The sequence below is a fragment of the Dermabacter hominis NBRC 106157 genome, assembly GCF_001570785.1.
In the GTDB taxonomy this organism is placed as follows: Bacteria; Actinomycetota; Actinomycetes; order Actinomycetales; family Dermabacteraceae; genus Dermabacter; species Dermabacter hominis.
Map to the genome: position 1 here is coordinate 12,450 of NZ_BCSI01000007.1, position 18,307 is coordinate 30,756.

General features: G+C 62.6%; 11 protein-coding genes. 5 read left to right on the forward strand and 6 right to left on the reverse strand.

All coding sequences use genetic code 11. From position 1 onward, the window contains the following. Positions 1-10: 10 nt before the first annotated feature. The gene (gene gyrB / locus DEHOM01_RS07275; protein WP_061212163.1) at positions 11-2,086 is read right to left on the reverse strand and encodes a DNA topoisomerase (ATP-hydrolyzing) subunit B; all 2,076 of its coding nucleotides are present in this window, start codon (positions 2,084-2,086) and stop codon (positions 11-13) included. Positions 2,087-2,702: 616 nt separating this feature from the next. Next, entirely contained in the window at positions 2,703-7,973 is a 5,271-nt protein-coding gene (locus DEHOM01_RS07280) for a S8 family serine peptidase (RefSeq protein WP_061212164.1), read from the reverse strand. 315 nt (positions 7,974-8,288) lie between these two features. On the opposite strand from DEHOM01_RS07280, the gene DEHOM01_RS07285 reads away from it, so the two are divergent. Further along, positions 8,289-10,403: a bifunctional metallophosphatase/5'-nucleotidase gene (locus tag DEHOM01_RS07285; RefSeq protein ID WP_061212165.1), complete on the forward strand. Its 2,115-nt coding sequence runs from the start codon at positions 8,289-8,291 to the stop codon at positions 10,401-10,403. A gap of 298 nt (positions 10,404-10,701) precedes the next feature. Here DEHOM01_RS07285 and DEHOM01_RS07290 read toward each other — a convergent pair whose 3' ends face one another. The 4 genes from DEHOM01_RS07290 to dnaA form a co-directional block, all read right to left on the reverse strand. Beyond that, positions 10,702-11,460 carry a DciA family protein gene (locus DEHOM01_RS07290; RefSeq protein ID WP_245630683.1) on the reverse strand — a complete coding sequence of 253 codons (759 nt, stop codon included), beginning with the start codon at positions 11,458-11,460 and terminating at the stop codon, positions 10,702-10,704. Further along, positions 11,457-12,779 carry a DNA replication/repair protein RecF gene (gene recF / locus DEHOM01_RS07295; RefSeq protein WP_061212167.1) on the reverse strand — a complete coding sequence of 441 codons (1,323 nt, stop codon included), beginning with the start codon at positions 12,777-12,779 and terminating at the stop codon, positions 11,457-11,459. The genes DEHOM01_RS07290 and recF overlap by 4 nt, the downstream gene beginning before the upstream one ends. A 14-nt stretch (positions 12,780-12,793) precedes the next feature. After that, positions 12,794-13,912, reverse strand: coding sequence for a DNA polymerase III subunit beta (dnaN, locus tag DEHOM01_RS07300; protein WP_061212168.1), 1,119 nt, complete (start codon positions 13,910-13,912; stop codon positions 12,794-12,796). 452 nt (positions 13,913-14,364) lie between these two features. Then, complete coding sequence (gene dnaA, locus DEHOM01_RS07305; RefSeq protein ID WP_061212169.1) at positions 14,365-15,954, reverse strand: chromosomal replication initiator protein DnaA; 1,590 nt, start codon at positions 15,952-15,954, stop codon at positions 14,365-14,367. 343 nt (positions 15,955-16,297) lie between these two features. On the opposite strand from dnaA, the gene rpmH reads away from it, so the two are divergent. The 4 genes from rpmH to yidC all read left to right on the forward strand — a co-directional run bounded on the left by rpmH (position 16,298) and on the right by yidC (position 18,298). Continuing rightward, entirely contained in the window at positions 16,298-16,435 is a 138-nt protein-coding gene (gene rpmH / locus DEHOM01_RS07310; RefSeq protein ID WP_016663525.1) for a 50S ribosomal protein L34, read from the forward strand. A 13-nt stretch (positions 16,436-16,448) separates the two neighbouring features. Continuing rightward, a complete protein-coding gene (gene rnpA, locus DEHOM01_RS07315) occupies positions 16,449-16,841 on the forward strand; it encodes a ribonuclease P protein component (RefSeq protein WP_061212170.1) in 393 nt (130 codons plus the stop codon). After that, positions 16,838-17,119: a membrane protein insertion efficiency factor YidD gene (gene yidD, locus DEHOM01_RS07320; RefSeq protein WP_016663523.1), complete on the forward strand. Its 282-nt coding sequence runs from the start codon at positions 16,838-16,840 to the stop codon at positions 17,117-17,119. The genes rnpA and yidD overlap by 4 nt, the downstream gene beginning before the upstream one ends. Before the next feature lie 81 nt (positions 17,120-17,200). Continuing rightward, positions 17,201-18,298, forward strand: a complete 1,098-nt coding sequence (gene yidC, locus DEHOM01_RS07325; RefSeq protein WP_061212171.1) for a membrane protein insertase YidC — start codon at positions 17,201-17,203, stop codon at positions 18,296-18,298. Positions 18,299-18,307: the final 9 nt, after the last annotated feature.

An 18,307-nucleotide genomic window follows, 5' to 3' on the forward strand; every position in this document is an offset into this window, starting at 1 on the left:
GGGCGCCGGTTTAGATATCGAGGAAGCGCACGTCCTTCGCGTTTTCCTGAATGAACCGGCGACGCGCATCGACGTCGTCGCCCATAAGCACGCTGAAGACCGCGTCGGCGTCGGCAGCTTCAGCCATCGTCACCTGCTTGAGGGTGCGAAGGTCGCGGTCCATCGTCGTCGTTTGCAGCTCGCGCCAGTCCATCTCGCCGAGACCCTTGTAGCGCTGGATGCCGTTGTCCTTCGGGATGCGCTTGCCGGCCGCGCGGCCCTCTTCGAGCTTGCGGTCGCGCTCCGCATCGCTGAACACGTACTCGTGAGGCGCGTTCGTCCACTTGAGGCGGTACAGCGGCGGCATCGCGATGAAGACGTGGCCGAGCTCGATGAGCGGGCGCATGTACCGGAACAGCAGCGTGAGCAGAAGCGTGCAAATGTGCTGGCCGTCAACGTCGGCATCCGCCATGAGGATGATCTTGTGGTAGCGCAGCTTCGTGGGATCGAAATCCTCACCAATGCCCGTGCCGAACGCCGTAATGAGCGAACGCACCTCGGCGTTGTCGAGCGCGCGATCAAGCCGGGCCTTTTCGACATTGAGGATCTTGCCGCGGATCGGGAGGATCGCCTGGGTCTTCGGGTCGCGGCCCGACACCGCCGAACCGCCTGCCGAGTCACCCTCGACGATAAAGATTTCGCTGATCGCAGGGTTGCGGCTCGAGCAGTCGCGAAGCTTGCCGGGCATACCGCCCGTTTCAAGCGGCGACTTGCGGCGGGTCGCATCGCGCGCCTTGCGGGCTGCCTCGCGGGCCGCGGCCGCCGACTGCGCCTTCGTGACGATCATCTTCATCTCGTTCGGGTGGGCCGACGCCCAGTCCGCGAGCTTATCGGTCATCACCTTCGACACGAACGTGCGCGCGATCGTGTTACCGAGCTTGGTCTTCGTCTGGCCCTCGAACTGAGGCTCGCCGAGCTTGACGGACACAACAGCCGTGAGGCCCTCGCGGATGTCTTCGCCCGTGAGGTTCGCGTCCTTTTCCTTCATGAGGTTATTCGCTCGCGCGTAGCGGTTGATCACACCGGTAAGCGCGCTGCGGAAACCCTCTTCGTGCGTACCACCCTCGTGCGTGTTAATCGTGTTCGCGTACGTGTGCACCGACTCCGAATACGCGGAGGTCCACTGCATCGCGATCTCTACCGAGATCATGTGGTCGGTGTCTTCGCTCTCGAAGCTGATGATCTCCGGGTGGATCACCTCGGCACGCTTTTGCTTGCTGATGTACTTGACGAAATCCTCAAGACCCTGCTCGTACAGGAACGTCACGGACTTGGTCTTGGGCTTCTCCGCGGTGTCGGCGCCGGCGTCGGTGGGGCGCGCCGCATCGTTGATGCCGTCGTTTTCGTCGACATCCTGATCGAGATTGTCGAGATCGGGAAGATCATCGTCAACGGAATCCTCGACCGGGCGGTGGTCGGTGAGCGTGATCTTGAGGCCCTTGTTGAGGAAGGCCATCTGCTGGAAACGCTTGCGCAGCGTCTCAAACTCGTACTCGGTGGTCTCGAAAATGTCACCGTCGGCCCAGAACGTCACGCTCGTGCCGGTCTCGGTCGTTTCCTCACCCTTTTCGAGCGGGGCGTTCGGTACGCCGTGCGTGTACTGCTGACGCCACACGTAACCGTCACGCTTAATTTCAACCTCGAGGCGCTTCGAAAGCGCGTTCACGACGGACGAGCCCACACCGTGCAGACCACCCGAGACCGCGTAACCGCCGCCACCAAACTTGCCGCCCGCGTGGAGCACCGTCAGCACGAGCTCAACGGCGGGCTTCTTCTCAGTGGGGTGCATCGCCACGGGAATACCGCGACCATCGTCGATCACGCGCACGCCGCCATCCTCGAGCACGTCCACGGTGATCTCACTCGCGTAGCCCGCGAGCGCCTCATCAACCGAGTTATCGACGATCTCGTACACGAGGTGGTGCAGGCCGCGCTCGCCAGTCGAACCGATGTACATGCCTGGACGTTTACGAACCGCCTCGAGGCCTTCGAGGACGGTGATGTCCGAGGCGTCGTAATGCGGTGCGTTTTCCTGGGCTTCGCTCACGAAGGAATCTCCTTGATGGTCAACGCCGGGTCGGTCGAACCCGGGTGTGAGGATCGAGGGCCCGTAAGCCACCTCCACCCCTCGGTACGGGGCCGGGCCCATTTCGGGGGCCCATGGCCTCTCAGGGCCGTTTGCGGGCCGCTGAGCGGGGCTCGACCACTCTCAACCCTCAAATTTTACCGCACAGCATCGGTGAAAGTGCGTTCATGTGTACAGATCGAGGTGGCGTGTGTCGGGCGGCACAACCCTCCCCCCTCCGGATTGCATAGGGGTTGTGGGGGTTTGGGCGACCGACAACTCCGAATTGCATAGGGCTAACGGGGGTTTGGCCACCCAGCGGACCGGGCCGGGGCGGGGCGGACCGGGCCAGAATAACCCCCACTATTCCTATGCAATCCAAAGGACCGGGCCAGACCGAAATAACCCCCACAACCCCTATGCAATTCAAACGGACGGGGCGGAATAACCCCCACAACCCCTATGCAATTCAAAGGGGAAAAGTGGGGTGCGAAGTCCGACGCTTGCCGGCCTCCAGCACCCCACCCTTTCTTGACCCGTTCCCGGGCCTACCTCAGGGCCTTACACCATCACAGCCCTGTTCTCTATTCGCCGCTTGCTACTTGCCGCCTCTCCGGCGAGCAACCACCACGGCCACCACGCCACCGAGCACGATGAGCGCCGCAACACCCGCGGTAGCCGCGATCTCCGCACCCGTGCGCGGCATATGCGAACCGCGATGCGAGGAGGCATCCTGCGACGGAATCCTCGACGGGCGTTCGGCCGAGGAACCGTCGGACTTACCCGGTGCCTGAGAACCCTCGCTGCCACCCTTCACGGGCGGCTTACCGGGGTTCCTCCCGCCATCGGTATCCGGGTTCGCGGGGCGCTCGGGAGCATCATCGCCCGGGTTCGCCGGGGTCTCCGGAGTGTTCGGCTTGGGGGCCTTCTGCTTCTCGGTGATGGTCACCGTCACGACTCGCACAACCGAGCGGCCGTCGGCATCCGTCGCGACGAGCGTGACCTTCTGCTCGCCTGGCACGAGGACCGTGCCGGGGGCGAGCGCGAGAGTCGTGTCGCCGTCCTTGAACGCCGAGCCGTCGTCGGTGACCGTGAAGTGGCTGAGCACCGTCTTCGCGGCGGCTGCCTGGTCAGCGAGCGCACCGTGCTCGACCTCGAAGGCCACCGTGTTGGGTCCTTCGATCACGGCATCGTCGTCGACGATAAACGTCGTGGTGTGGGTCGTGACGTTGCCGGCAAGATCCGTCGCCTTCACGCTTGCCGTGTAGAAACCAGCCGGAAGATCGGCCGTCTTGATTCTCGTGCCGAGCCGGGTTTGCGCGGTGCTCGTCTCGGTGCCATCCACGACGGTCGTCGGCTCAGGCGCGCTCCTGTCGCCCGCATCGGAAGCCGCCTCTTCAGCATTCTCGCTGTTTGGCGCGACCGCGCCCGCGTTATCGCCGTCGGTCGCCTCGGGCGGCGCGAGCACGCCGTCGATCGTTGCGGCTTTGCTCGTCAGCTCGGTGTTCTCGTTGTAGATCTCCTTACCGTTGAGGCTCACCGCGACGTTGGCGAGGTTTGGATCCTCGCCCCACGCCTCGAGCTCGCGCTGGTCGCGGATCACCTCCATGTCCTTGACGGTGTCGACGCCGACGGTGGGCGCCTCTTTATCGACAACAACGGGAATGACCGCGACGAGTTCATTGCCCATCGAGTCGTTCGAGTACACGAGAAGCTTGTCGCCGTCGCGGACGGTTACGAGGTGCTCGAACTCCTGGCGATTAACCTCCTCACCGGGGTGGTTGTGCCGCACGAAGTCGGTCAGGTACTCGTTGTTGATCGCAAGGTAGTGACCCCAACCGTCATCGCTGATCGATCCCCTGAAGGTGACGTCATCGGTGTTCGTGTAGAGCGTGCCACCCACGAGGCCAGGCTCCGTGAAGTGGAGGCTCGGCGGCTTGATATCCACCCACAGGCGGAATGAGCCACTGAACTGCTCCTCACCCTTGTCGTCCTTCACGATCTGGTGGAAATCGATGATTCCCACGTCGATCGGGAGGTCAACGCTGAACGTGTCGCCCTCGATCGTTGCGGCAATCGGTTCGTTCCTCGTGATCGTGCCGTCCTTCGCACGCGAGGTGGGAATGAACTCGATCGAGCTCACGGGATCCTGGATCTTGCCGGTGAGGTGGAGAGTCTTTCCATCCTCACTCACGCCCTCGCTCTTCGAGCTAATATCGCACCAGTTCTCTTCCGCATCGCACGTCTCGATGTCGTAGGTCGGGCGAGCAAAGCCATTGTCCTCGGGCTTCTCCTCGGGGGCGGGCGCCTCGCGGCCCTCGATCTCGACATCGAGAGTGCCCTCCGTGGCGCCATCGCTCGCCACCACGGTCACGACGGGAACACTCGGATCGACCTTCCCGGTGTACGTGAAGGTGCCATCCGGCTTCACCTCAACGGTTTCGTTGAAGATCCACGCCTTCAGGTTGGCATTCTCGCGCTCATCGGTAATCGTGCCGGAAAGCGTGAAGCTGCCGTCCTCGGCCACAACGAGCTTGCCATTGTCGTTGAGCGCGCTCTTGTCGATCGTGATGGTGGGCGCTTGCGCGTCCTGCTCGACCGTGATCGTGCGCCGTGCGACCTCCTTGCCGGAAGCGTCGTAGGCGATGACCTCGAGCGTGTACGGATTCGGGCCCTTGTAGGCCTTATCGACGTACTCGAACGTGCCATCGGTAATCTTCGCTTCCTCACCATTCACGGTGACGCGGGAAACCTCGCCCTGGACAACGCCCGACACTTCGAGGGCACCGTCGGAATCCTTACCCACGTACGCGCTCTCCCCCTCGGGGATGCTGTGCCCGTTCACGTTGACGAACAAAGGCGCGTCGCTGAACGTGACGATGGTGGAGGCCTCGTTGAAACCGCGATCGACGGCGCCCACCGTGACGTACGGGGTTGCCGGATCGAACGTGGAGACGAAGCTGCCGTCGGCCTGCTTCTCGACCGTAAGCTGCTCCCCGCTCGCGTCGAGCACGATCGGATCGTCGAGGATGCCCGTGCCGCCCTGATTATCGACGGCCGTGAAATGCACGCGGCCCGGTTCCTTGTCGAGAATGTCGATCGTGGGCGCCGCGGTGTCCACCGTGAACGGCAGGTCCGTGATCTGCGGCTCGTAGCCTTCGGCGATGCGTGCCTTGAGGCGGAACGTATAGGAGCCGTCGGCAAGTGGCGTTTGCTTACCCGTCGACTTATCCCACAGCGTGCCGTCGAACGAACGGCCCATGAACGTGAGGTCGCCGTCGAACGCGGTCGGCACCTTCGAGCCGATCATGCGTCGCAGCATCTCATCCTTGCCGAGGCTCGCGATGACCTTGCTGTTCGCGTCGAGAATCTCGTATTCGACCTCATCCGCGTTACGCATGAGCAGCATGCCCGGGGTCACCGTGTCGAGAACGCTATCGCCGTTCGGCGAGAGCGCGAGCGGCTTCTCATCAGGGTTGTTGAACTGGGTCGTGGCCTCACCGAGGGAGCCCACGAGGTTCGTGTTGTCGGCGGGGCCATCCTCCATCCACGGCTTGCCCGGCTCTTGGATGATGTTCTCCTCGTTCCAGTCGCCAACAAAACCAAGGTAGGGAACGGCAATGTCAAGCGCGCCATTCTCGCCCTTGAACTGGGCCCAGCCCTCGATGAAGTGATTGCCCGCAGCGGTGTGCGGGGTGAGGGTGAACTGCACCGTGGCGGTTCCGCCCGCGGGCACGGTCACGTTCGAGGCCGACGCCGCCAGCGTCTCAGTCGAGACCGTGGCAAGAGTGGGCTTTCCCGCCTCATTCGTTTCCCCGAGCACCTTTTGCGCGGGGATGCTGAACGTGCGGTCCTGATCGCCGCGGTTCGTGAGCGTGACCGTGAAGGTCGTCGGCCCGTTGATCTGCTTGAGTGCAACGGCTGCCTCGCCGTCGACGGTAGCGGTGACGTCAGTTGCGAGCGCGCGATCGACCTCCGCGAGACCCGCACCGATCTGGCGCGGGAGGTACGGGGTGCCGTCCTCGTTTTCGAGGATCCTCGCGGTGTTCATGAGTGAGGTTTCGATGAGCTCGACGCGTTCCTTACCCGTGATGTTCGGGAAGCGCTCCTCGAACTTCTGCGTGAGAAGCGCGCTGAGGCCCGCGACATTCGGGGTCGCCATCGACGTGCCGCTCATGTTCTCGTACTCGTTTTCGCCGACGGTCGAGTACACGTTGCCGCCGATACCCGCGAGCTGCGGCTTGAATGACAGGTCGTTCGGGGTTCCCCACGACGTAAACGAGCTGGGTTCGAGGCCGTCGGGAGCCGGATCCTGCTTAATCTGGTCCGTGAAGGTGATCGTCGCGTTCGGGTCAGCCTTGAGCGCATCGAGAAGCTGGTGGCCCTGCTCGTTCGTGAGGGCCGCACCGAAGGTCTTGAACTTGTCGATGCCCGCCATACCGCGGTAGCCCTCTTCGCCATCGCTGTTGAACACCATGACGCCTTCCGCGCCGTGGTCAAGGGCGTACTGGAGCTTTTCCGCGAACGAAATCTCGCCGCGCGAGATGAGCGCGTACTTGCCCTTGAGATCGATGCCGTCCTTGTAGTCCTCCGGGCGGCCGAGACCCACGTACTCGTACGGGTGAGGCTTGGCATCGGGCTCGCCCACGCCTTCGAGGTAGCCGATATCGGTGCGCTCCCCGTTCGCCTCGAAATACGCGAGCGGAACGCTCAGGGTCGAATTATTGATCGAGGCAATCGAGAAGGCCGAATCATTCGTCGAAGGACTGCCCGCCGTACCGTCATCGAGGCGGCCGAGCGCGTCGTCCGGCCCACCCTCGAGCGAGAAGTTCTGGCCTTCGTTACCCGCGGCCACGAGCGTAATCACGCCCTCTTCGCGGGCCTTCTTCATGGCCTCATAGGCGCCGTCGGAAAGATCCGGAACACCATTCGGGCTGCCGAGCGACATGTTGATGACATCGGCCTTGAGCCTCACCGAGTCTTCGATCGCGGCGATGATGTCGCCATCATTCGCGCCAGCCGACTTCTTCGGGTCATTCGAAAAGACCTTCATCGCCAGCAACTGCGCGTTCGGAGCTGCGCCGTCGATGCGGCCCGTCGAGGCGAAATCGGGGGTGTCCCCCTCGGAGCCATTGGCCGCGGTAATACCCGCAACGTGCTGGCCGTGCTGCGAATCGGTGAGGTCCATGACCTCGAAGTTGTCATCCGCGTAGTTGTAGCCGGTCGGCACCTTCTCATTGAATTTGCCCGCGGCCTCCGGGTTGATGTTCGTGATCTTCGCCTTCTCGAAAACACCATCGTCGAGACGCATATCCGGGTGGCCCGCGTACACACCCGAGTCGATGATCGAGATCACCGTGCCCTCGCCATCAACACCGAAGTCCTTGTACGCCTGGGCAACACCCTGGAGCTCACGCGCCGAATATTCGCTCTGGTAGTACACGCGCTCGCGTCGCACCGAGGCGACCTGCTTCTCGGTCGCGAGGTTTTGGATCTTGCCCTCGGGCATTTCGGCACTGAAGCCATTGACGAGATACCCGAACTGTCGATCCACCTTCAGGTCGTACTTCGCCTTCCACGATTCAAGCAACTTTGCTTGCGAGGAAAGGCGGTTCTTCTCGCCGGACTCACTCGGTGCCGACGGTTGGTCCTTCAACATCACGACAACGCGTACGCGTTCATTCGATGCGGGGCGAGTGCCCCGCTTCTCACGCTGCTTCTGAATCGCCGCTCGCTGAATCTGCGAGATCGCCGGCGCTGATTCGTGGTCATCGGTGGGCGCGGCGAGCGCTGCCGGAACGGCAAAACTCGCGGCAACGGCGCTCACCGACAACGCGGCTAGCACCTTTCGCTTAAAGCCTGGGGACACGCTGTTCTCCTTTGAATAAAACTGCGAGGAATCAAACCGAGGACACCGGGATCTTCAACGCGCCAGGCTCGAAGCCGGGGAAGAGACGAGAGGAGAGTATGTGACTCAGTTATCATTGAAGCCTAGACACAATGCGGGACTTAAGTAGCCGGTTGCTCAAAAAATGACACAGAAAAAATGAAATGCCTGGTCAGACGTCGGACCCTGGAGGCCACCCGGACCACCCCAAGCCGTGCCTTCGCGTTTACCCCCGCGTCACCTCACGAGCCTAGATTCCGAAACGCCCAACATCCCTTTGAGCCTTCAGGAGACCCCATGCGCAAAGCAACGGCAGCTGCGCTCACCGGCCTACTTTTCTTGACCGCGGGTGCCCCCGCGTTCGCGGCCGACGGCGACCGGACCGACATCGACGACATCACGATTCTCGCGACGACCGATACCCACGGCACCGCGCTCAACTACAACTACTTCACGGGCAAGCCTTTCGGCACACCTGAGGAGCCGAAGAACCTTCGCGGCATGGACCACCTCGCATCCGCAATCAACCAGGTGCGCGCTGACAAAGGTGAGAGTGCTGTTGCCCTCCTCGACAACGGCGACGCCAATCAGGGCTCCTCGCTCGAGACGGTCTACAAGCGCGACCACAAGCCTGGCGACGTTGACCCGATCGCGACGATCTACAACTACCTCAAGTACGACGCGGGCGTCGTGGGCAACCACGAGTTCAACTACGGCCTCGACGAACTCCAGGACTACAAGAGCGCTCTCGAATTCCCTCTCCTCGGCGCTAACGTCACCGATAAGAAGACCGGCGAGCCCTACCTCGAGCCCTACACCTTCGTGAATAAGAAGACCACCGACGGCCACGACGTGAAGATCGCCGTGATCGGCGTCGTCACGCCCGGTATCCCCGGCTGGGATGGCAAAAAGGTTGAGTCCCTCAACTTCGGCGACCAGGTCGAAGCCGTCCAGAAATACGTTCCCGAGGTGAAGAAGCAGGGCGCGGATGTCGTCGTCGTTCTCGCCCACACCGGTCTCGACCCGGAGGGCTACAAGTGGGATCCGAAGGACCTCCAAGAAAATGCCGCGCGTTCGATCGCCGAGAACACCTCCGGCGTCGACGTCGTGATCGGCGGCCACTCGCACCAGACCGATCAGGTGCAGAACTACTACACGAACAAGGACGGCCACGAGGTGCTGTTCACGCAGCCCGGCTACCACGGCCGCTTCCTCTCGAACGTGACGATCCCGCTGAGCCTCGACAATGGCAAGGTCGTTGTCGACTGGAACGAGCAGGAGAAGCCGAGCGCCGTTGCCCTCAAGGCCGCGGATTACTCCGCCGATCCCGAAATTGAAAAGCTCATTTCCGATTGGCACGAGAAGACCAAGGAATGGGTCGAGAAGGTCGTTGCACAGGCAACCGAAGACATGCCCGCCGCCGATTCGGCATGGGAGGACACCGCGATCCTCGACTTCATCAACTACGTGCAGACCGAAGAGATCAAGCGCGCGATGAAGGGCACCAAGAACGAAGGCCTGCCGATCGTTGCGGAAGCCTCGCCGTTCTCACGCGAGGCCGTGTTCAAGAAGGGCGATGTCACGATCGCCGATATGGCCTCGCTCTACATCTACGACAACACCCTCTTGGGCGTGAAGATGAATGGCACCCAGCTCAAGGAATACCTCGAGCACTCGGCTCGCTACTACAAGCAGCAGGAGGAGGGCGCGAAGATCGACGATTGGTCGACCGTCACGAACGCCCAGTACGACGGCATGACCCGCGGCATTCCCGACTACTCCTACGACGTTCTCTCGGGCGTGAGCTACCACATCAACATCTCCAAGCCCGTTGGGAAGCGCATCGAGAACCTCACGTGGCCCGACGGTACCCCCGTGAAGGATAACGACGAGTTCATCCTCGCGCTCAACAACTATCGCCAGTCGGGCGGCTCGGGCTATCCGGCCGTCAAGGAGGCCGAGGTTGTCTACGACGAGCAGGTGGCGATCCGCGATCTCATGATCGAATGGGCGACCAAAAACAAGACGATCGACCCGGCGAACTTCTATGCGAAGAACTGGGACGTGAGCACGTCGGCCGCTCCCCCGGTTGATCTTCCCGCCGACGATGAGGTGGGGCAGCCTTCCGAGGACTCGGGCACTCCTGTCGACGAACCGAAGGACGAGGCTCCCGCTAACGCTAATGGGGATGCTGACGGAGAAGCTGATGACTCCGCTGATGCTTCCGATGGCGGCGAGACGATTCCGATCAGCGACTCGGACGACGATGCCGATCACTCGAAGCCCACTGCTCCCTCGCGGGCGCGCGGCCCGCTTCCGCGCACGGGTGCGGAAAGCCTCGCCGTTGCAGGTGTGGCATTCTCGCTCCTTGCGGCGGGTGGCGCGATGCTCGCTCGCAGGCGTCGGGCCTGATCCCATAGGTGCCCTGCAAAAAGGAGGGCCGGAGCCGGGTGGCTTCGGCCCTTCCTTGCGCCTCACACCACCCCCTCACCAGCTAAAACCCGCACCAGCCTTCGCCCCTCCTCACCACCTACCCCGATCACGAAAGTGGTGAAAAAGAGCCAAAAAGCGCCATCTGCCTACGTGAGAGAGCGATTTTTCACCACTTTCACCACGACGCACGGCCGGCCAGCGCGGCAAGAGCTCAAATTCGGCTGATGAGAGGGAACGGGGAGGCAAAATGCGGGGGTCGAACGCCCTCGCGGTTGCACTACCCGTAGGTGTCGCGCGGGCCGCGCCACGTCACCGTGCGGCGCCCCTTTTTCCACGATTGCGTACTCGGCCCAGCCACCTTGATTTCGCTCACGACCTGGGCACCCACCCGTTCGTGGATTCGCGTGATGATCTGCGGGCCGAGCATTCGAAGCTGCGCCGCCCACGCGGAAGAGTCGGTGCTCACCACGAGCACGCCCTCCTCGAAACTTTCGATGTGGCAATGCTGCGCGATAGCGGGCCCCACGATGTCGTCCCATTCGGCGAGCACACGCCCCGCGCTCAAACCCCGATCCCACCCGAGGTTCACGAGCATCTTTTCGAGCACGGTGTTCAGGCGCTGCGGATCGCGCGGATCGGGCCGCGCCCCCGAATACCCCGCCCCCTGCGATCGCTCGCCGCGCGGATCGCCCTTGGGGCGCGTCAGCCTACTCGCACGCGGCCGGTATCCGTGCTTCTTGGCGGCGGCGCGAGCCTGGTTAAGGGCGCGCCGGCCGAGCTCTTCGGGTCGCGCGAAATCACGGGGCCTCGCATCAGGGTCGGGCACGAGTTCCTCGCTCAGCTCCGTTCCGACGCTTTCCTCGCCCTCCGGGACCCCACGTTTCTCATGGTGCGGCTGCGCTTCACTGCCGTTGCTCGCCGCGCCGCCTAACGGAACTGGGTGACCGCTCTGCTCATCAGGGCGACCCTGCTCGGGGCGGCGTTGCCACGTCCCGAGCGCGTAGGGGTTGAGCGATGCACGGTTATCGCCGTTCACCACGTGGCCCCCTGAGTACTCGTTCCTCGAGGTCCGTCGTCACGCGCGGTGGCGGAACCCTTGACTACATCGATGACGTGCACGTCGTCGCCGATGGAACGGGGGATGTCGGCATCGTTGGCGGTTGTGATGAGCACCTGCGCGGCGCCTTTGATGATGCGCCCGAGGCGTTCGCGGCGGTGAGAATCGAGTTCGCTGAAGACATCGTCAAGGATGAGGATCGGTTCGCCGTCGCCGAGGTCGCCTTCTTCGATCGTGAGGAGGTCGTAGGAGCCGAGGCGGAGCGCGAGGGCGAGCGACCATGATTCGCCGTGGCTCGCATAGCCCTTTGCAGGGAAGTCGCTGAGGCGGATCTCGAGGTCGTCGCGGTGGGGGCCGACGAGGCTCACGCCTCGCTCGATTTCGTCGTCGCGGCGTTCGGCGATGTGGGCGAGGAGGGCGTCGTGGAGCTGCTGGAGGCTCGGCAGCGGAGGTTCGTCGCGCGTCGTTTCGGCGTCGCTCGCGGCGGCGAGGTCACCCTCGAGAATGCTCGAGGCGTAGCGGATGTTCGCGGGGCTCGTGACGGCGCCGCGGCCGTCGGGACCTAGACCGAGGTTGGGATCGGCTCCTTCGTCGCTTGAAACCCGCAGGTAGGAGTATCCAACGTGGGGCCGCAAGCGATTCACGAGGTGGAGGCGTGCGCGCATGAGTTCGGCTCCGCGACGCGCGAGTTGCTCATCCCAAACGGCGAGGGTCGATTCGGCGGCTTCGCGCGGGTCCATGCCGCCGATGTCGGAGGGCCCGTGTGCGCCGCCGCGCCCCCTGTTCATCGCCCGCATCTGTTTCAGAAGGTGGTTGCGCTGGCGCAAAACCTTGTCGTAATCCGATTTGATGCTCGCGAATCGCGGGGCGATTTCGAAGAGGATCTCGTCGAGGAAGCGGCGACGACCTTCGGGCTCGCCCTTGACGAGGGCGAGATCTTCGGGGGAGAACATCACGGCGCGAACCTGCCCGAGGACCTCGCGGGCGCGTGCGAGTGGCTGGGAGTGCAGGCGCACTTCGTTGGGGCGGCCTGGGGCGATCTGCATGTCGATGCGCACGTCGCGGCCGGAGCGTTCGCACATCGCGCGGATGATTGCGGTTTTTTCGCCTCGCCGCACGAGGGCCGCGTCATGGGCGACTCGGTGCGAGGAGAGGGTCGCGAGGTACCAGAGGGCCTCGACGATGTTTGTTTTGCCCTGGCCGTTCGCACCCACGAACACGGTGATCCCGGGCGTGAAGCGAAGGAGAGTGTGTGCGTAGGAGCGGTAGTTGAGGAGTTCGAGCGCCTTGAGGTGCATCGAGAATCAGGAACTCAGATGCGCATGGGCATGAGGAGGTAGCGGTAGTGCTCCTCCGGCGCCGCTTCGAGCGACTCTTGGCCACGCAGCACGGTTGGCTTGACCGAATCGGGAAGCGAGAAGTGCGTGAAGTCGGTGCCGAGTGCACCGAGGCCATCCAGAAGGAAGCCGGAGTTGTAGCCGACGACCAAGTCGCCGCCATCGACTTGTGCTTCGAGGACTTCGCTCGCCTGTGCGTCGTCTCCGTCGCCCGCTTCGAGGGCCACTTGCCCCTCGCTGAAGGTGAGGCGAACGGGGGTGTTGCGCTCGGCGACGAGGCTCACGCGCTTGACGGCCTCGATCAGGGGCGCTGTCGCGACACTCACGGTGTACGGCGTGACGTCCGGGAACAGGCGCAGCACGGGCGGGTAATCGCCGTCGACGAGGGTCGAGGTCGTGCGGCGGCCAGAGGATTCGAAACCGATAAGTTTCGCCGTCTCGCCTTCATTGAGCGCGATCTCGACATTGCCGCCGCTGAGCGAACGCGCCACTTCGGTAAGGGTTCGCGATCGCACGAGGGCACTCAGTTCGCTCGAGGGGCTCGCGGGGTTCCACGTGAACTCGCGCACGGCGAGGCGGTAGCGGTCGGTCGCGGCCATCATGACTTTTTCACCGTCGATCGTGACCTTGACGCCGGTGAGGAGGGGAACGACGTCGTCTTTACTCGCGGCGATCGACACCTGCGAGATGGCCCGCGCGAACGTTCCCGAGTCGACGGTGCCCACTACGGGTGGCATCTCCGGAAGTACCGGGTATTCCGCAACGGGGAGGGTCGCGAGCGAAAACCGCGAGGACCCGCACAGAATTTCGACCTTGGGGCCCTCGTGCGTGACGGACACAGTTTTGTGGGGCAGCGCCCGCACGATGTCGTTGAGCATCTTGCCCTGGACGAGAACCTCACCTGGTTCGTCGATGTCAGCTTCGACGGAAATGTGGGCACTGACTTCGTAGTCGAAGGTCGAAAACTTCAGTTCGCCTTCTTCGGCAACGATCCTCACGCCCTGGAGGATGGGCATTGCGGGGCGCTGCGGGAGTGTGCGGGTTGCCCACGAAACGGCATCGCTCAGCACGTCTCGATCAAGATGAAATTTCACGCCTCGGCTCCTTTACGAAAAAGCTTCCCGCGCCCTCGCGCGTACTTCCCAACTTTAGCCAAATTCTTGGCTTCGCGCCCGGGTCAAAATTACACGCTTGTCATTCTCATCCCCAAGGATTCCACATCGTCAAGGCCCGAGCGTGCGCTGTCACGCGACTTTTCCCCATTACCCGCATCTCAAGTTTAAACAACCCTCTTAATTACGCCTGTTGACGCTGTGGATAACCAAAATTATTGCTGGTCAGAGCGAGAACTACACGTTTCGGATTCGGTGTGAGGATCGCCGAGGAACTGTTGATGCATTGGGCATAACTGTCATTTTCGCGAGCGTGCACGCGCCGTCAACTCACAAAACGCGAGCCGTGCGTGCACATTCTCCACAAAGTTATCCACAATTCTGGAAACTATGGGCCTGACCAGGAGCGTTGCGCGGCCCGCAACCGTCGGACCTCAGTGCCTCCCCTGTTCCTGCGCATTCGCCTTCACTCGCGCCGTAAGTTCCGTGACCTGGTTAAACAGGGCGCGACGCTCCTTCATGAGAGTCGAAACTTTCTTGTAGGCATGGATCACAGTCGTGTGATCGCGCCCGCCAAACGCATCACCGATGGCCATGAGTGGCATCTCCGTCAGCTCTCGGCACAGATACATCGCACACTGGCGAGCCGTGACAAGTGCGCGCGTGCGCGCGGTGCCCTTGATTTCATCGACGCCAAAGCCAAAGTACGCCGCCGTTTCCGCGATGATGAGGTTCGGCGTGATCTCAGCGCTGCCGTCGTGCGTGAGCAGGTCTTTCAGCACGTTTTGCGCGAGCTCAACGTCCATGGGCTGCTTCGAGAGCGAGTGCAGGGCCTGTACGCGAATAAGCGCACCTTCGAGCTCGCGGATGTTCGAGGAGATGTTCTCCGCGATGTACTCGAGCACCTCGCGAGGAACCTCCTCGTTGTTCTCCGCTGCGACCTTTTTACGCAAAATCGCGATGCGGGTTTCGAGGTCCGGCGGCTGCACGTCCGTCATGAGCCCCATCTCGAATCGCGAGCGCATGCGATCTTCGAGGCCGCCGAGGAGTTTCGGTGGGAGATCCGAGGTGATGACGATCTGCTTGTTCGCGTTGTGCAGGGTGTTGAACGTGTGGAAGAAGGCCTCGAGGGTCTCGGGTGCGCGCTGCAAGAACTGGATGTCGTCGATCAACAGGATGTCGATGTCGCGGTAGCGTCGCTGGAACTCCTGGGCCTTACCGAACTGGCCCGACTGCACCGAGTTGATGAAGTCGTTCGTGAATTCCTCGGAATTTACGTACCTGACCTGGATGTTTGGGTGTAGCTGCTTGGCGTAGTGACCTGTCGCGTGCAGGAGGTGGGTTTTGCCGAGGCCTGATCCGCCATAGATGAACAGGGGGTTGTAGGCGAGTGCGGGCTGTTCGGCGACCGCGTAGGCGGCAGCCTGAGCGAAGCGGTTTGAGGCGCCCACGACGAACGTGGCGAACGTGTACTTCGGGTTGAGCCGCGAATCGTTTCCGAGTGACGAGGAGGTGGGGAGGTCGCTGGAGCTGGCCGGTGCCTCGGCTCGGTCGGTTCCCTCGGCGGGCGTGTAGGGGGAATAGGGCGTGAGGTCCGACGGTTGCTGGGACCACGGCGATGCCACATTCACAGAGTTATCCCCATCGTGACGTGGGGTGACGGGGATTGATCCCGATGAATTCACAGAGTTATCCACAACGTTGTCCACCGGGGCGGTGCTCGATGGGGCGCTCGGTTCTGGCTCGTCGTCGAGGCCCAGCGTGGGGTCGATCGTCACCGCGAACGTCACGGGTTTGCCCATCGCCTGCGAGAGCGACGAACGAAGCTGATCGGGGATCCGCATCTCGAAAAGGTCCTTGACCGTTGCATTTGGCACCGCAATGAGGGCCGTGTCCTCGAGAAATCCTCGCAAACTGGAGAGGGTCACGTAGGCGAGGTGGCGATTCGACACCGAGTCATCGGCGCGCAGGATCTGCTGGCACTCGGCCCACAGCGCGTCGCGATCGAGTGCGGTCTCGTCCATTCGGGGGCTCCTCGTGGGAATCGGGGGGGTGGCGGACGTCCATAATTATCCACCATGTTTTCCACATTTATGCCCAATGACGTGGAAGAAGGCGCACACCCTGTTAAATCGTTGGGGATAACCATGAGATTCTAGGCACACTTCGCTGAATCGAGGCTCGTTCCATTGACCGGCTAGCCGCGCGATTCTAGACTCGATCAGTCTGTGTTCACGGAACCGACGCGTTCGGTTTCGCGCACACACCCGAAACCATTGGCCCCACGGGCCGTCTTTAACCGGGCCCTCCGGCCGCCACGCGGTTCCTTCCCGGAGACGAGGGCCCCGATTTATTTGGAGAGAAAAGATGACCAAGCGTACGTTCCAGCCGAACAACCGCCGCCGCGCCAAGAAGCACGGCTTCCGCGCACGCATGAGCACCCGCGCGGGCCGCGCCATCATCAACGCGCGCCGCTCGAAGGGCCGCGCGTCCCTCTCGGCCTGAGCCGCGGCGTGACGTGCGGGCAGCGAGCCGCCTACGTCACAACGACGACTTCCGCCTGACCACCCGCCAGGGAGTGTCAGCGGCCCGATCCCACGTGGTCGTGCACCTCGCGATCCTTTCCTCACCGGAGGTCAAAAGGATCCAGGAGGAGCCGCGCGTGGGATTTGTCGTGTCAAAAAAGGTCGGCAACTCTGTCGTCCGCAGCCGCACCAAGCGCAGGCTGCGGGAAATCATGAGAGCCCGCCTCGATCGCCTACCCGCGTACGCAACCGTCGTTGTGCGTACGCGCGCCGGCATCAACGACATCGGGCACGACACGCTCGTCAGCGAAGTCGATTCCGCACTCACCTCCGCCCTCGGCAAGCTCGCGAAGCGCACCTCTATGCACGAGGGAACACGGGGATGAAGGCAACCGTCGGAATCATTCGCGCGTACCAGCGAGGGATTTCCCCATACCTGCCGGCCGCGTGCATGTTTACGCCCGTGTGCTCGCAATACGCACTCGACTCGATCCGCCGCCACGGAGCTCTCAAGGGGCTCCTTCTCACCGCGTGGCGGATCCTTCGTTGCAATCCCCTGAGCGGGGGTGGGATCGACCCAACCCCCGCTCCCGGCATGTGGACGAACCCGAAACCCGCTCCCGAACGGGACACTGAAAGTACCGAGTTCGCCCACACCCACTAGGCTTGACCCGAACACCCGACCTCGCGCCGCTCATCGCATGACCGTCATGCGCATGCGAGCGGCAGGAAGAAAAGGCCGAAGTTGAACATTCTTTACCCCATCGAGTGGGTCGTCGTCTGGATCATGGTCCAGGCCCACAAGCTCCTGTCCTTCGTCATGGACCCGGATTCGGGTTGGACCTGGCTGCTGTCGATCGTGCTGCTCACCGTCGTGGTCCGCATCATCATCTTCCCGCTCTTCGTGAAGCAGATTAAGAGCTCGCGCGGCATGCAGATGGCCGCCCCCGAACTCAAGGCGATTCAGCAGAAGTACAAGGGCAAAACCGACCCCGAGTCCCGTCAGGCCATGGCCAACGAGACGATGCAGGTCTACAAGGAGCACGACGCCAACCCCGTAGGCTCGTGCCTTCCTGTCCTCATTCAGATGCCGATCTTCTTCGCGCTTTTCCGCGTGCTTTTCTACAAGCTGCCGGAGGCCGCAACGAGCAATAAGAGCTTCGGCATCCTCACGCCTGAGCTCGCCGATAGCGCCCACAACGCGCGCATCTTCGGTGGAACGACGATCTCCGACTCGTTCCTCAATGGCGACATGTCCGCGAAGATCATCGCGGGCATCATCATCGCACTCATGGTGCTCGTGACGTTCCTGACGCAGAAGGAGCTGACGATGCGCAACATGCCGCCGTCGGCCCTCGAAGGCCCGATGGCGTCCACGCAGAAGATGATGCTGTACATGCTCCCGTTCATCTACGTGATCTCGGGCCCCGGCATGCCGATCGGTGTGCTCGGGTACTGGCTCACGACCAACGTGTGGACGTTCGGCCAGCAGTGGTGGATGATCACGAAGAACCCGACCCCCGGTTCCGCCGCCGAAAAGGCTCGCCACGAGCGCATCAACAAGAAGCGTGAGAAGCAGGGCCTTGAGCCGCTCGACTTCACGCCGAAGAAGTCCAAGCGCGTGCAGGAAATGGAAGCGGCCAAAGCCGAGAGCATCCGCGTGCAGCCGAAGCGGTACGAAAACGGCCGGAAGCTGAGCGATGAAGAAATGCTCCAGCGTGCCCGCGAAAAGCGAGCGAAGGCCATCGAAGAGCGCCGCAAGAAGGCCGCTCAAAACGGTGCACAGAAGGCGGGCGGCTCGAAGCAGAGCAACGCCCTCGGCAAGAAGCGCAAGAAGAAGTAAGGATTCCCG